The following is a 14,881-nucleotide window of genomic DNA, read 5'->3' as shown; positions in this document are numbered from 1 at the left end:
GGCTCACCTCCTGGGGAGCAGCAAGGAACGGTGCCATTCGAAGAAAGCGGGAAGGACGGAACGAAGGACGCGGAAAGCTGATATTCCACCGCGCACCGTGCCGATCCGGACGAGTTCATGTTCAGGAGCGTCCACGACCACCCGGACGGCCGCAACCGGGCGCTCGCCCGCGCGCACGGCGCTCAGGAGCGTGACGGCGGACTCCATGTCGACCGCGATGGCACCGGTCGTGCGCAGGGCGGACCGTTCGGGGCCGCGCACGACGTGGTCGGAGCCGGTGAGCGGCCCGGTGTGCACGGTCCGCCCGGGCAGCGCGCGGGCCAGCTCCTTGACCAGCAGCTCGGTCCCGACGCAGGGGGTCGTGCCGCGCGGGTCGCGGGTCTCCTCGGCGACGACCAGGTCACCGGGGTGCATGCCCGGCGCGAGCCCCGCGCAGAAGCCGGTGGCCAGGACGGCGGCGTCGCGCAGGGCCGGGTCGGCCAGCATGCGGGTGACGGCCCGCTCGGCGGCCACCGGCCCCATGCCCGTCCGCAGCACCGTGACCGGCCCGTCGGCCCCGCCCCGGCCGCCCGCGCGCAGGGCGAACTGCTCGATGCCGAGCGCGCAGGCGATCAGCAGCGGGACCGGGGCGGTCTGTGCGCTCATCAGCTCCCCTTGGCCTCGGCGAGCGGCGTGCCGGTCCCGCTCCCCCGGAGCTTCTCGGCGAAGGGCTCCCCGTGCAGATAGCGGCCGAGCGCGGTGAGCGGGAACACCTGCCGGTAGAGGTGGTAGTTGATCGAGAAGTCCCACGGGAAGCCCGTCCCCGTGAAGTACGGCTCGTCCCAGGAGCCGTCCGCCTGCTGGGTCGCGGCGAGCCACTCGACTCCGCGTTCGACGGTTTTGGAGTCCCGCTCCCCCGCCGCGAGCAGGGCCATCAGCGCCCATGCCGTCTGCGAGGCGGTCGAGGCGCCCTTGCCGCTCCACTCCTCGGGGTACTGGTAGGAGCGCAGGTCCTCGCCCCAGCCGCCGTCGTCGTTCTGGACCGACTCCAGCCAGGCCACGGCCCGCCGGATCGCCGGGTGCGCGGCGGGGATGCCGGCGGCGGTCAGGGCGGGCACGACGGATCCGGTGCCGTAGACGTAGTTGACGCCCCAGCGTCCGAACCACGAGCCGTCCGGTTCCTGCTCGGCCAGCAGCCACTCGATGCCGCGCCGGGTGCGCGGGTCGTGGGCGAGGCCCTCCACCGCGAGCATCTCGACGACGTGCGCGGTGACGTCGGCGGAGGGAGGGTCGATGACCTCGCCGAAGTCGCAGAACGGCAGCCGGTTCGGGAAGGGGCTGGTGTTGTCGACGTCGAAGGCGGCCCAGGCGCCGTTCCTCGACTGCATGCCGAGCGTCCAGCGCATGCCGCGCGCGACGGCCCGGTCCAGCCGCTCCGGGTCGTGGTGGGTGATCCGGCGCAGCGCGAGGATCACCTCGGCGGTGTCGTCGATGTCGGGGTAGTTGTCGTTGTGGAACTCGAACGCCCAGCCCCCGGGCGGCAGTCCGGGCCGCTTCACGGACCAGTCACCGGGCCGGACGATCTCCTCGCCCAGCATCCAGTCGGCCGCCTTCACCAACTGCGGGTGATCGGCGGGCAGTCCGGCGTCCACGAGGGCGATGGCGGCCAGGCAGGTGTCCCACACGGGTGACTGGCAGGCCTCGATCATCCGGGCCCCGTCCTCGCGCCACACGGCGAACCGGTCCAGGGACGCCAGCCCCTCGCGCATCACGGGGTGCTCGAGGTCGTAGCCCAGCAGGTGCAGGGCGATGATCGAGTACACGGCGGGGGGCTGGATGCCGCCCCAGCAGCCGTCGTTCTCCTGCCGCTCGATGATCCAGCGGGCGGCGCTGTTCATGGCGGCTCTGCGCAGTCTGCGCGGCGCGACCTTCCGCAGGGCGTGCAGGCCCTTGTCCATCCGCTGGAACGCCCCGTCCCAACTGAACGGCGGGGCCAGCGGCTTGGGCGGGTTGGGCCGGTCCGGGTCGGTGTGCAGCTCGTCGAGCGGGAAGGGCGCGGGGCGTACCGGCCGCTTGGCGGAGACGATCGTCAGCGGGACGATGGTCTGCCGCGCCCAGCAGCCGAAGTCGTAGATGTTGAGCGGCATCCACTTCGGGAAGAAGACGAGTTCCGGCGGGAGTTCGGGCAGGTCCTCCCACTTCCACCAGCCGAACAGGGCCAGCCAGATCCGGGTGAAGACCCGGGCGGCGGCGATGCCGCCCTGCGCGCGGATCCAGGCCGAGGCCTTCGCCATGTGCGGGGCGTCGGGCGCGTCACCGGCCAGACGGAGGGCGACGTACGCCTCGATGGTGGCGGACAGTTCGCTCGGCCCGCCGTAGAAGGTGGCCCAGGTGCCGTCCTCGCCCTGCTCGCCCCGGATGAAGAGGGCGGCGGCCTGCGTGGTCTTGTCATCGCGGATGCCCAGGAACTGACGGAGCAGCAGGTCCTCGGCGTCCATCGTGACGTTGGTCTCGAGGTCGCCCTTCCACCATCCCTGGGCGTCCTGGCGGGAGAGCAGGAAGTCGGTGGCACGCCGGGCGGCGCGTGCGGCGGCTTCCGGTACCCCTGCCGCCCCGGGGGTGTCCGTGTCCGTGTCGGTTTCGCTGGCCGCGGCGGCGCGGGGTGGCAGGGCCCCGGTGCTTCCGTCGGTCGTCGCTGTCATGGCTTCCCCTTCGTGCAGTGGTGCAAGGTGTGCAGCTGCTGTGGGTCCGCCGTCGGCCGGTGCTCCGTGATGACTCGCGGCACCGGCCGGCGACTACGCGAGGGCTATTCGGCCGATGGTGATCATCTCTTTCGTACGACGACGAAGTCCGCGAGGGCCGTGAACTGTGCCCGCACCCGGTCGGGCATGTCGACGGCGTCGAGGGCTTCGATGGCGATGGTGTGCTGACGGCGTGCCTCGTCGGCGGTCCACTCGCGGCCGCCGGCCTCCTCGATGAGGGCGGCGCGGGCCGCGAACTCCTCCTCGGAGAAGTTCGCGAAGTCGCTGCTCTTGGCGTCGGCGGCGAGGATCTCGCCGAGCCGCTCGGAGGCCGGGCCGCCCGCCGCGAGGGCGGCCACGACCGGCAGGGACTTCTTGCGCTGACGCAGGTCGCTCCAGGTCTGCTTGCCGGTGGAGACCGGGTCGCCCCAGATGCCGAGGAGGTCGTCGACGGCCTGGAAGGCGAGGCCCAGGTGGTAGCCGTACTTCTCGAGGGTGTCGGCGGTGCGGTCGTCGGCTCCGCCGAGGACCGCGCCGATGGAGCTGGCGCAGGCGAGCAGGGCGCCGGTCTTGTTGCCCTCCATCTCCAGGCACTCCTCGACGCTGACGCGGTCGCGGTGCTCGTAGGAGATGTCCTGGGCCTGGCCGTCGATCAGGGCGCGGGTGGCGGTGGTGAGTCGGCGGGTGGCGCGGCCGGCCTCGACGGTGCCGAGTTCGAGGAGCACCTCGTTGGCGAGGGCGAACAGGGCGTCGCCGACCAGGATGGCCTGGGCGGGGCCGTGCACCTTCCAGACCGTGTCGCGGTGGCGGCGCTGCTCGTCGCCGTCCATGAGGTCGTCGTGGAGGAGGGAGAAGTTGTGGACCAGTTCCACGGCGACGGCGCCGGGGATGCCGGTCTCGGGGGCTGCCGACATGACCTCGGCGGACAGCACCGCGAGGGCGGGGCGCACGGCCTTGCCGCCGTCCCCCTCCGCGGGCCTGCCCTGGGCGTCGATCCAGCCGAAGTGGTAGGCGGCAACAGTGTCCATGGGAGGTGCCAGGCGGTCGACGGCCGCCCGCAGTACCGGTGTGGCCAGGGTCCGGCCGCGCTCCAGCAGCGCGGTCACGTCCACCGCCTCGGCAGTCTTCGAGGCCGGGGGCACAGTGGGCACAGTCTCTCCTCTTGTCGCGGTACCGGGGGTGCGGGGGTCGCCTGCCGCGCCGGCCTGAGCCGGCATCATGCCGCCTCCTCGAACTCGAAGAGGGCTTGCGGACGGGGCCGGCCCAGGGCGCCCAGCACGGCGTCCGCCGCGCTCACACCACTGCGGACCGCACTCTCCATGGTCGCGGGCCACCCGGTGGCGGTCCACGCTCCGGCCAGGTAGAGGCCGGATGCCTTGGTGCGGGCGCCGGGCCTGAGGCGCCCGACGCCGGGGGTGGGAGCGAACGTCGCGGTGCGCTCCCGGGTGACGAAGAAGTCCCTCACTTCGGCGCCACGGGCCAGCGGCAGCAGCCGCTCCAGCTCGGGCAGATACCGCTCGCGCAGCACGGCGACGGGCTCGTCGATCTCGTCCTGGGCGACCGACTGCGACAGGGCGAGGTACTGCCCCTCGCGCAGCCCGGACGCGTCGGTCCGGTCGAAGACCCACTGCACGGGGCTGCCGAGGGCGGTGAAGAACGGCCGGCCGAGGACCTTCCGGTCGTAGACCACATGGACGTTGAGGATGGGCGCGGTGCCGATCTCCAGGAGCCGTTCGGGCGCGTCGAGGGCGCCCACGGGCAGCAGGTCGTGCGCCTCACGCTGCGGTACGGCGAGGACCACCGCGTCGGCCTCCAGCGTCTCCCCGGGGACGTCGACGGCCCACTGCCCGTTCGCGTTCGCGGAGACGGAGGTGACGCGGGCACGGACCTCGGTGCGGACGCCCGCGGAGTCGAGCGCCTTGCGGGCCAGCCGGTCGTGCAGCTCGCCCAGCGGGACGCGCGCCCAGCCGATGTCGGCCGCGCCCGGGTCGGACAGCAGACCGGTCTTGAACACCATCGCGGCCAGCGCCAGGGAGGCGTCGGAGGCGACCGCGTTGAGGGTGGCGACCCCGACCAGGTCCCACAGGGCCTCGACGGCACGCGCCGACTGGCCGTGCGCGGCCAGCCAGCTGCCGAAGTCCTGGGCGTCCAGCGCCGGGTCGGTGAGGTCGAGTCCCTTGAGCGCGAGTGCGGCCCGGCCCACCCCTGCACGGTCGGCGAGCGACAGGTGCGGATAGGTGGCGAGGCTGCGCCCCAGGTGCAGGGGCACGGGCAGCGCGTCGCGACGCAGCCTGCCGAGCCGCCGCCCCGCGGGCCGCGCGGCGTCCAGGACGGGTACGTCGAGCCGGTCCTGCATTGGGGCCAGTGCCGCGCCCTCGATGCGGTCGAGGAACCAGCGGTAGGCGGTGCAGCAGCGCAGGTAGACGTGCTGGCCGTTGTCGACGGTGAGATCACCGCGCTGGAAGGAGAAGGCCAGACCACCGAGCCGCGGCCTGCCCTCCAGCAGGGTGACGCGCACGCCGGCGTCGGCGAGCGCGAGCGCGGTGGTGACACCCGCGAGCCCGCCGCCCACCACGACGGCGTGCCGCCCTGCTGCGGCCGGTCCCCGAGACCGTGTTCCGTGGGTCATCGCGCACCCTCCCCCGCGGCCCGGGCGTGCTGCTCGAACGCTGCACGACCGGCCGTCTCCGTCAGGGACGCGGCCCCGCGCCGGAGGGTTGCCCGCCGCTTTTCGCCGACGGCGGCACCTGTGTCCCTCACGCACGCCTCCTGACGGTCCGCCGGGTCACATGCCGGGCGTCCAGGCCGGACAGGCCGCGCACGGCGACGTACGCCTTCTCCCGGCCGGGCAGGGAGACCCGGCCGCGCAGCACGGCCTCCGGGTCGCGCTCGATGCGGTCGAGGAGGCGGCGGTAGATGCCGGCCATGGCGGCGACGCAGGCACCGCTGCGCCGGTCGAGCATGGGGAGCAGCCGGTAGCCCTCGGCGAACAGAGCGCGGGCCCGTCGCACTTCGAAGTGCACGAGACCCGCGAAGTCGGAGCCCTCCGGCGGCCGCGGCCCGCTGAAGCCGGCCGAGCAGCCGAACTTGGCGAGATCGTCGGCGGGCAGGTAGGTCCGCCCGCCCACGGCGTCCTCGCGGACGTCTCTGAGGATGTTGGTGAGCTGGAGCGCGAGCCCGAGCGTGTCGGCATACTCCGGCGCGCGGTCCACGCCGCGTGCCCCCGGTTCCGTACCGAAGACGCCCAGCGAGAGACGCCCGATCGCGCCCGCGACGCAGCGGCAGTAGACCTTCAGGTCGTCCCAGGTCTCGTAGGTCTCGCCGCGGACGTCCATCAGGACGCCGTCGATGAGCTCGTCCAGGCCGCCGAGCGGGATCGGGAAGTGCCCGGCCGCGTGCGAGAGGGCGACGGCGACCGGGTCGGTGTCGTCCTCGTCGACCTCGTCCTCGCGGATCCGGGTGAGCAGCGCCCGGGTCTCCTCCAGCCTGCCCACCTTGACGTCGTCGGCGAGCGCACCGTCACCGATGTCGTCGACCCGCCGCGAGAACGCGTACAGCGCCGACATCGCACGGCGCTGGGGCGTCGGCAGCAGCCGGATGCCGTAGGCGAAGTTGCGGGCCTGCCGCCCGGTGACGGCTTCGCAGTAGCTGTAGGCGGCGAGTACCGGTGGGGACGCGTGTGGTTCCGACTCCACGGTCCGGATCACCCCTCTCCTCGCAGAGTCACGCCGACCTCACGCAGCAACCGGACCTTGCCGGGCTTGGGCGGGCCGGGAAGTACGTCGAATCCGGCGGCGGCGATCGCGTGGACGGCCGCCCTTCCCCCCGCCACGAACCCTGCGAGCAGCAGCTTCAGCCTGCCGTGGACGCTACCCACCAGGGGGGCGCCTTCATTCAGGAGATCCCGAGCCCTTTGCGCTTCGTACGCAATCAGCGCACGGACCGACGCTCCGGCGGTTTTCGTGGCGAGATCCGGTTCCTGGACATGGAAGCGTTTCATATCGGCTGCGGGCAGGTAGACGCGGTCGCGGCCGAGGTCCTCGGCCACGTCCTGGAGGTGCTCGACGATCTGGAGCGCCGTGCAGATCATGTCGGAGCGGCGGATCCGCTCGGGTGTCGAGGTGCCGGTGACGGCGAGAACGAGACGGCCGACGGGGTTGGCGGACAGCTCGCAGTAGGCGAGCAGGTCGTCGTAGGTCTCGTAGCGGCTGACCAGCTGGTCCTGGCGGTTGGCGGCGATCAGGCCGAGGAACGGCTCGGGGGTCAGCGAGCGGCGGCGAACGGTCGGCTGGAGGCGGCGCAGCAGCGGATGGCGCGGGGTCGCGTCGAAGACCCGGCGCAGGTCGGCCTCGAAGGCGTCGAGCAGAACCAGCCGGTCCTCGGCCTCCCGCGGGGACACACCGAGCAGGCGGGCGTCGGCGCCGCCGGGGGCCAGGTCGCCGTCGCCGATGTCGTCGACCAGGCGGGCGAAGCCGTAGACGGCCATGAGGTCGGCGCGCCAGGCCCGGGGCAGGAAGAAGGGGGCCACCGGGAAATTCTCGCCGGCGGCCTTGTCGAGCGTGCCGCGCTCCGGATCGAGGGGGCGCGCCGTGCCGGTTCCCGTCACCGCCGGCTGCCCGGCGCGGGGACGGCACGTGCTGCGTGGAGCTGGGGAGTTTCCGTAGCCATCGCCGTCACATCTCCCGTTCTACACTGCCGACCCAATACGCACTATTTCGGACACGCCGCCCGGCCGTCCGCACGGTGTTCCGACGGGCGGTGTCGCGCATTATTGCCCTGATTGCCGCGTTTCGGGACCGGTACAGCTTACGTTGTACAACGCGCCACGGTTCGTCAGGGTGTCCCGCACATCACGAGAACACACCGATTGGCCCCAAGATTCCTGCGATGGGCCGGAGTTGACGTTTCCTTTGCAGACGCCGGGCCCCGCCGGAGCAGTTCCGCCGGGGCCCTGTCCGAATCGGGCTACTTGCCCGTGAACTTCTCGTACTCCTTGAGCACCTCGTCGGTGGGGCCGTCCATGCGCAGCTCTCCGCGTTCCAGCCACAGGACGCGGTTGCAGGTGTCGCGGATGGACTTGTTGTTGTGGCTGACCAGAAACACCGTGCCGGCTTCCTTGCGCAGCTCCCGGATGCGCTCCTCGGAGCGCTTCTGGAACTTCCGGTCGCCCGTCGCCAGGGCCTCGTCGATCATCAGGACGTCGTGGTCCTTGGCCGCGGCGATGGAGAAGCGAAGCCGGGCCGCCATGCCGGAGGAGTAGGTGCGCATGGGCAGGGTGATGAAGTCGCCCTTCTCGTTGATGCCGGAGAAGTCGACGATGTCCTGGTAGCGCTCCTTGATCTCCTCACGGGACATGCCCATGGCGAGCCCGCCCAATATGACGTTGCGCTCGCCCGTGAGGTCGTTCATCAGGGCCGCGTTGACACCCAGCAGCGAGGGCTGACCGTTGGTGTAGACCTTGCCCTGCTCGGGGGGCAGCAGCCCGGCGATGGCGCGCAGCAGGGTCGACTTGCCGGAGCCGTTGGAACCGATCAGGCCGATGGCCTCGCCGCGGTAGGCGACGAAGGAGACGCCGCGCACGGCGTGCACCTTGCGCACACCCCGCTCCTCGCCGCGCTTGACGATGCGGCTGAGGGCGGCGGTGGCGCTGCCCTTGCCGCTCTTGGCTCCGTTGACGCGGTAGACGATGTGCAGGTCGTCGGCGATGACGGTGGGCACGCGCGGGTCGTCCTTCTTGAGCTCAGCCACGGCCGTACCTCTCTTCCGCCTTCCAGAAGTAGACGAAGCCGACTCCGCCGGCCAGAAGCGCCCAGCCGAGGGCGAAGGCCCACACATGATCGGGGAGGTACGAGGAGCCGTACCCGTCGATCAGCGCGAAACGGATCAGGTCCATGTAGATCGCGGCAGGGTTCCACTGCAGGACGTCCGTAATCCAGGCCGGGAGGTCCTTCTCCGCGAGCATCGCCGGGATGCTGAACATCACGCCGGACGCGTACATCCAGGTACGCAGGATGAAGGGCATCAGCTGAGCCAGGTCGGGCGTCTTGCTGCCCATGCGGGCGAAGATCAGCGCGAGGCCCGAGTTGAAGACGAACTGCAGGGTCAGCGCGGGCACGAGGAGCAGCCAGGACAGGTCGGGAAAGCTGCCGAACGCCAGCATGACCACGACGAGCACGACCATGGAGTAGAGCAGCTGCTGAAGCTGCTGGAGCGCGAAGGAGATCGGCAGCGAGGCCCGCGGGAAGTGCAGGGCGCGCACCAGGCCCAGATTGCCGGAGATGGCACGCACGCCCGCGAGCACCGAGCTCTGGGTGAAGGTGAAGACGAACACGCCGGTCACCAGGAACGGCACGTAGATGTCGTGCGGGATGCCGCGCCGGGCGTTCAGCAGGAGGCCGAAGATGAAGAAGTACACGGCCGCGTTCAGCAGTGGCGTGGCCACCTGCCACAGCTGACCGAGCTTGGCCTGGCTGTACTGGGCGGTCAGCTTCGCCCGGGAGAAGGCGAGGATGAAGTGACGCCGGTCCCAGAGCTGACGGACGTACTCGATGAGGGACGGCCGGGCGCCGCTCACGGTCAGCCCGTGCTTGGCGGCGAGTTCTCTCGCCGTGAGGCCCTCGTCGGGCGCTGCGGGCGCGCTCACCGCGACCGTGGCGTCGTGCGTTGTCTCACTCACTAGTGGAAACTTTCGTCTTCGAGATGCTCGGCCTGTGCCGGGTCCGGCATGAGCCGGGGCCAGGGTACGGCCCGGGGCTCCCGGGTTTTCCCGGATACGAGCTTGTCAGATGACGGGGGGCCGGCCCAGCCGGGTCAGCCGCCACACCGTACGCCACTTCATGGGCCGCCGGGGCCCGCACGAGGTGGTCCAGCCTTCGCGGAATCCGCCGAACCAGGCCCGCAGCGCACTGCGGGAGGGGCGGCGCAGCAGAGTGAGCAGCAACCACACGCCGAGGTAGACCGGGACGAGCGCCGCCGGGAGGTTGCGGCGGGCCAGCCAGACGCGGTTGCGGGCGACCATGCGGTGGTAGACAGCGTGCCGCGAGGGAGCGGTCGTCGGGTGGTACAGCACCATGTCGGACCGGTAGTCGATCATCCAGCCCGCGTCGAGGGCCCGCCATGCCAGGTCGGTTTCCTCGTGGGCGTAGAAGAACGCGTCCGGAAGCCCGCCGACGTCGGCGAAGACGCGGGTGCGGACGGCGTTGGCGCCGCCGAGGAAGGTCGTCACGCGCGAGGAACGCATCGGGTCGGAGGCGCGCAGCCGGGGCACGTGGCGGCGCTGGGTGACGCCGGTCTCCGGGTCGGCTATGCGGAAACTCACGATGCCGAGCTTCGGGTCGGCCTCGAACGCCGTGCGGCACAGCTCGGCGGTGTCGTGGCCCGCGAGCAGTCCGTCGTCGTCCAGGAAGAGCAGGAGGTCGACGTCCCGGCCGGCGGGGCCGAAGGCCTCGATGCCGACGTTGCGGCCGCCGGGGATGCCGAGGTTCTCGGGCAGCTCGATCGTGCGGACGCCCTCGGGGACGTCCGGGACGGGCGAGCCGTTGCCGACGACGACCACCTCGACGCGGTCGCCGTCCTGCTTGGCGACGGAGTCGAGCAGGGCGCGCAGCTCCTCGGGCCGGTTACCCATGGTGATGATGACGGCGCCGACCTTCATGCCGCTCACTTCAGCCTGCTCGAAGCGAGGATGGACACGAGGTGCAGCAGGGTCTGCAGCAGCGCGATGCCGGCCAGCACCGCGACGCCGAGCCGGGAGAAGAACAGGTCGCCGCGGACCTGGTCGACGATCGCCAGCACGAGGATGAGCAGGGACGCCTCGATGCCGAGGATCAGCCGGTGGAACTTGAAGGCGGCGGCGGCCTTGCGGGCCAGTGCCATGCCGGAGGTGCGCATCTCGGCGGCGGCCTCCTTGACCGGCGGCTTTCCGGCCTGGTGCCGGGCGACGCCGACGAGGTCGGTCTCCGCCTTGATCAGGATCGCCCCGAGGGCGGCCAGGGTGCCGAGGAAGGCCCACAGCCAGTCGATACGGCCGCTGCCCCAGAGGTCTGCGGCGCGCAGGCCGAAGCCGACGAGCACCGCGGCGTCCGTGAGGTAGGCGCCGACCCGGTCCAGGTAGACGCCGTTGAGCGAGTACTGCTTCTTCCAGCGCGCGATCTCGCCGTCGACGCAGTCCAGCAGCAGGTACAGCTGGACCATGACCACGCCGAGGACGGCGCCCGCGATCCCCGGCACGAGCAGTGCCGGGGCCGCGAGCACACCGCAGACGGTCATCAGGTACGTGAGCTGGTTGGGCGTGACCCTGGTGTTGACCAGGTAGCGGTCGACCCGCAGGGACACCTCGCGCATGTAGAGGCGTCCCATCCAGTGCTCACCGCTGCGCCGGTCCTTCACCCCTGGGGGGTGAACGACGGGGCGGAGTTCAGCTACCGATGGCCTTGACATAGTCGGCGTAGGTGTCCTTGATCTGTTCGGTGTTCAGGTCGAGGTGTTCGAGGATGGTGTAGCGGCCGGGCCGGGTCTCCGGGGCGAACTCGACGGCCTTGACGAACTCGTCCGTCGTGAAGCCGATCTCGTCCGGCAGCACGGGCAGCCCGTGCCGGCGCAGCACCTCGGCCATGTATGCCGACTCCTCGTGCGCCCCGCGCAGCCACATCGCGAAGGCCGCGCCGAGACCGCACTGCTCACCGTGGGCGGCGGCCCGCTTCGGGTAGAGCAGGTCGAAGGCGTGGTTGATCTCGTGGCACGCCCCGGAGGAGGGCCGCGAGTCGCCGGAGACCGACATGGCGATGCCGCTGAGGACCAGCGCCTCGGCGAGCACCTGGAGGAAGTTGTTGTCCCCGATGCCGCCCGGGTGCCGCAGTACGGCCTCACCGGCCTGGCGGGCCATGGCCGCGGCGAGGCCGTCGATCCGCTCGCCCTTGACGCGGTTGGCGAGCTCCCAGTCGGCGATCGCCGAGATGTTGGAGACGGCGTCACCGATGCCGGCGCGTACGTAACGGACCGGCGCCTCATGGATGACGTCCAGGTCGATGACGACCGCGATCGGGTTCGGCACGCCGTACGAGCCGCGGCCCGCGTCGTTGTCGAGAGTGGCGACCGGCGAGCACAGGCCGTCGTGCGCGAGGTTCGTCGGCACGGCGACCAGGGGCAGGCCGACGCGTGCCGCGGCGAACTTGGCGCAGTCGATGATCTTGCCGCCGCCGAGGCCGACGACCGCGTCGAAGTGGCCGGCCTTTATGTCACCGGCCAGCCGGACCGCGTCGTCGAGGGTGCCGCCGCCGACCTCGTACCAGGTGGCGCCGGGCATGCTCGGCGAGATGCGCTCGCGCAGCCTGGCGCCGGAGCCGCCGCTGACGGCGACGGCGAGGCGCCCGGAGTGCGAGATGCGCTCGTCGGCGAGCACGCACGCCAGGTCGTCGAGGGCACCCGGGCGGATGTCCACGACCAGCGGCGAGGGAATGAGCCGGGTCAGTACTGGCATGCGATCTCCCGTCCGCGGGCGAGGTCGTCGTGGTTGTCGATCTCCACCCACTTGACGTCGCCGATCGGCGCCACGTCGATACGGAAGCCGCGGTTCACCAGCTCCTGGTAGCCGTGCTCGTAGAACTGCTGCGGGTCGGTCTCCCACACGGCCTTGAGCGCGTCGGCCAGCTCGGGGGCGGCGTCGCCCTCGATCAGCGTGACGCCGATGTACTCACCGGTGGCCTCGGCGGGATCCATCAGCTTGGTGATCTTCGTCATGCCCTTGGCGGGGTCGGCGACGACCTTCATCTCCTCGTCGGCCAGGTCCTTGACCGTGTCCAGCGCGAGGATGATCTTCTTGCCGTCACCGCGGGCGGCGAGCAGCGTCTTCTCGACGGAGACCGGGTGGACGGTGTCGCCGTTGGCGAGGATCACCCCGTCCTTGAGGGCGTCACGCCCGCACCACAGGGAGTAGGCGTTGTTCCACTCCTCGGCCTTGTCGTTGTCGATGAGGGTGAGCTTGAGGCCGTACTTCTGCTCGAGGGCTTCCTTGCGCGCGTACACGGCCTCCTTGCGGTAGCCGACGATGATCGCGACCTCGGTGAGACCGATCTCGGCGAAGTTGCCGAGGGTCAGGTCGAGAACCGTGGGTTCGCCTTCTATGCCCGCGGGCCCGACCGGCACCAGCGCCTTGGGGAGGCTGTCGGTGTAGGGGCGCAGACGCCGGCCGGCGCCGGCCGCGAGCACGAGGCCGATCATGCGGTTTCTCCTTCATCGTGTACGGCGGGTGCGCCACCCTGGTGGGCGGCGACCCAGAAGCGGATGCTCTCGACGAGCACCACCAGGGCCAGGGCCACGGCCAGTGCCGTGAGCGCGACCGTGAACTGCGAGGCGGTGAGCAGCGCGGCGAGGACGGTGACGAGCAGCGTCCGCCCTTCGTGCCCCCCGATGGAGCGCACCAGCCAGGCCGGGGGCGCTCCGGCGTCGCCGCGGATGCGGTAGACCGTGTCGTAGTGATGGTAGGCGACCGCCGCCACCAGCCCGAAAGCCGCGGGAAGGGCTCCGTTCACGTCCGATCGGGCCGCCAGGACCAGGACGGTGCCGTACTCGGCGGCGCGCAGGAACGGGGGGACCAGCCAGTCGAGGGCGCCCTTCAGCGGGCGGGCGACGGCGAGGCCGGAGGTGAGGGCGTAGACGAGGGCCGCGACGATCGGCCAGGGGCCGCCGAAGTCCGTCAGCGCCGCGGTGAGGACGACGGCGAGGCCGCCGAGCAGGGCGACGACCGGCGCGGTGAAGCCCGGCAGCTTGCGGGCTGCTTTCTTGAACGCCTCCGCGAATCCCTGCGCGAGCGGGCCGCTGTCGGCGAGGTCGGCCAGGGCGCCGGCCGCCCGGTCGGTCCGCCTGGCCTTGCGGGTCAGGGAGCGCAGCACCCGTCCGGCCGTGGTGTAGGCGGCCGCGAAGGCGCAGCCGATGAGCAGCGCGTAGAAGGTGATGCGGGGAGTCGTGACCGCCGTCAGGACCGCGATCATCGCCCAGCGCTCGCCGATGGGCAGGACGATCATCCGCCGTACCCAGACCGTCCAGCCGACGCTGTCGAGCTTGTCGGAGAGGGCAGCGGTGGGGCTGGCCAGCGACATTTCACCGAGCGCGGTGGCGTCGTGGTTGGCCTCGTTGAAGGAGAAGTCCACGACGTGCCGGCAGGTCTGCAGGACCATGGCACCGAGGGCCAGGGCCCAGACGTCGTCGCCGCCTCGGGCGGCTCCGAGCGCGAGGCCGGCGTAGTAGGCGTACTCCTTGGCCCGGTCGAAGGTGGCGTCCAGCCAGGCGCCGAGCGTGGAGTACTGCAGGGAGTAGCGGGCGAGCTGCCCGTCGGTGCAGTCCAGCACGAAGGACGCGATCAGCAGGACGCCGGCCGCGACGAAACCGCCGCGGGTGCCGGTGGCCGCGCAGCCCGCCGCTATGAGGGCGGTGAGCAGGGAGGCCGTGGTGACCTGGTTCGGCGTCAGGCCCCGGCGGGCGCACCAGCGGGCGATGTAGCGGGAGTACGGGCTGATGCAGTAGGTGGTGAAGAAGCCGTCGCGGGACTTCACGGCGGACTTCAGGCGTACGGCCTCGTCGTCGACGTCCGTCACGGCCTGCCGTGCCTCGTTGCGGGCCTGCGGGTCGGTGGGGACGGCGGCGACGAGGCTGCCCAGCTCGGGGCGGTGCACATCGGTGCCGTCGGCGTCGAGGGCGGTGAGGATGCGGTCGGCGAGGCTGTCGACCAGGGTGGTGCCGCCGCCGGCGGAGTTCTCGCGGGCCATCGCCCGGGTCAGGGCCTGGCGGCCGGCGGGCTGGGCCGTGACGGCGCCGGGGATCGCGGCGAGCGGGAAGCGGGGATCGGTGAGGCCGAGGCGCAGCGCGTGCACGTGCCCCACGAAGCGGGCGTCGACCAGGGCGACCCGCTCGTCGCCCGGCACCTCGGCGAGGAGGGTCTCGGCCTCGGCGGCGTCGGTCGCGGTCCTGAGGTCGAACCCGAGGGACCGCAGGTCGGCCTCGATCGACGATCCGGGGACCGGCTGGCCGGTGAGGATGGCGGTCGACAACCGAATTCACTCCCTGGGTACCGACGCGTCCGCGCCAGTGACGTACATGATGGGGGTGCCTTCTCCGGTGGCTCCCGGGCGGCATGTCGGCAGAGGCTATCGGATGCGCGGAAGGCC

At 71.6% G+C, this 14,881-nt stretch carries 14 protein-coding genes; all 14 read right to left on the bottom strand.

The features are described 5' to 3' along the window. Positions 1 to 3: 3 nt before the first annotated feature. The 14 genes from G3I77_RS07475 to G3I77_RS07415 all read right to left on the bottom strand — a co-directional run bounded on the left by G3I77_RS07475 (position 4) and on the right by G3I77_RS07415 (position 14,764). A complete protein-coding gene (locus tag G3I77_RS07475) occupies positions 4 to 645 on the bottom strand; it encodes a 1-hydroxy-2-methyl-2-butenyl 4-diphosphate reductase (RefSeq protein WP_248501809.1) in 642 nt (213 codons plus the stop codon). After that, positions 645 to 2,681 (bottom strand): squalene--hopene cyclase, encoded by a 2,037-nt coding sequence (shc, locus tag G3I77_RS07470; RefSeq protein WP_248501807.1) that lies wholly within the window; start codon positions 2,679 to 2,681, stop codon positions 645 to 647. The genes G3I77_RS07475 and shc overlap by 1 nt, the downstream gene beginning before the upstream one ends. 122 nt (positions 2,682 to 2,803) lie before the next feature. Next, positions 2,804 to 3,871 carry a polyprenyl synthetase family protein gene (locus G3I77_RS07465; RefSeq protein WP_248501806.1) on the bottom strand — a complete coding sequence of 356 codons (1,068 nt, stop codon included), beginning with the start codon at positions 3,869 to 3,871 and terminating at the stop codon, positions 2,804 to 2,806. A gap of 65 nt (positions 3,872 to 3,936) precedes the next feature. Further along, a complete protein-coding gene (gene hpnE / locus G3I77_RS07460; protein ID WP_248501804.1) occupies positions 3,937 to 5,349 on the bottom strand; it encodes a hydroxysqualene dehydroxylase HpnE in 1,413 nt (470 codons plus the stop codon). Next, on the bottom strand, positions 5,346 to 5,480 hold the full coding sequence (locus tag G3I77_RS41105) for a DUF6380 family protein (protein ID WP_374385356.1): 135 nt from the start codon (positions 5,478 to 5,480) through the stop codon (positions 5,346 to 5,348). Before G3I77_RS41105 ends, hpnE begins: the two co-directional genes overlap by 4 nt. Then, the gene (gene hpnD, locus G3I77_RS07455; RefSeq protein WP_248501802.1) at positions 5,477 to 6,427 is read right to left on the bottom strand and encodes a presqualene diphosphate synthase HpnD; all 951 of its coding nucleotides are present in this window, start codon (positions 6,425 to 6,427) and stop codon (positions 5,477 to 5,479) included. The genes G3I77_RS41105 and hpnD overlap by 4 nt, the downstream gene beginning before the upstream one ends. Then, on the bottom strand, positions 6,424 to 7,326 hold the full coding sequence (gene hpnC / locus G3I77_RS07450; RefSeq protein ID WP_248501801.1) for a squalene synthase HpnC: 903 nt from the start codon (positions 7,324 to 7,326) through the stop codon (positions 6,424 to 6,426). Before hpnC ends, hpnD begins: the two co-directional genes overlap by 4 nt. Before the next feature lie 359 nt (positions 7,327 to 7,685). Continuing rightward, positions 7,686 to 8,468 (bottom strand): ABC transporter ATP-binding protein, encoded by a 783-nt coding sequence (locus G3I77_RS07445; protein WP_248501799.1) that lies wholly within the window; start codon positions 8,466 to 8,468, stop codon positions 7,686 to 7,688. Beyond that, complete coding sequence (locus tag G3I77_RS07440) at positions 8,461 to 9,396, bottom strand: ABC transporter permease (protein ID WP_248501797.1); 936 nt, start codon at positions 9,394 to 9,396, stop codon at positions 8,461 to 8,463. The genes G3I77_RS07445 and G3I77_RS07440 overlap by 8 nt, the downstream gene beginning before the upstream one ends. A gap of 105 nt (positions 9,397 to 9,501) precedes the next feature. Then, the gene (locus G3I77_RS07435; RefSeq protein WP_248502595.1) at positions 9,502 to 10,374 is read right to left on the bottom strand and encodes a glycosyltransferase family 2 protein; all 873 of its coding nucleotides are present in this window, start codon (positions 10,372 to 10,374) and stop codon (positions 9,502 to 9,504) included. Positions 10,375 to 10,379: 5 nt separating this feature from the next. Next, a complete protein-coding gene (locus tag G3I77_RS07430; protein WP_248501796.1) occupies positions 10,380 to 11,159 on the bottom strand; it encodes a CDP-alcohol phosphatidyltransferase family protein in 780 nt (259 codons plus the stop codon). Next, positions 11,137 to 12,198, bottom strand: coding sequence for an iron-containing alcohol dehydrogenase family protein (locus tag G3I77_RS07425; RefSeq protein ID WP_248501795.1), 1,062 nt, complete (start codon positions 12,196 to 12,198; stop codon positions 11,137 to 11,139). Before G3I77_RS07425 ends, G3I77_RS07430 begins: the two co-directional genes overlap by 23 nt. After that, complete coding sequence (locus tag G3I77_RS07420; protein ID WP_248501794.1) at positions 12,186 to 12,938, bottom strand: sugar phosphate nucleotidyltransferase; 753 nt, start codon at positions 12,936 to 12,938, stop codon at positions 12,186 to 12,188. Before G3I77_RS07420 ends, G3I77_RS07425 begins: the two co-directional genes overlap by 13 nt. Beyond that, a complete protein-coding gene (locus G3I77_RS07415) occupies positions 12,935 to 14,764 on the bottom strand; it encodes a DUF5941 domain-containing protein (protein ID WP_248501793.1) in 1,830 nt (609 codons plus the stop codon). The genes G3I77_RS07420 and G3I77_RS07415 overlap by 4 nt, the downstream gene beginning before the upstream one ends. Positions 14,765 to 14,881 lie beyond the last annotated feature (117 nt).

It is taken from the genome of Streptomyces sp. D2-8 (genome assembly GCF_023184515.1).
Classification (GTDB): domain Bacteria; phylum Actinomycetota; class Actinomycetes; order Streptomycetales; family Streptomycetaceae; genus Streptomyces.
This window is presented reverse-complemented; position numbering and strand designations above follow the sequence as displayed.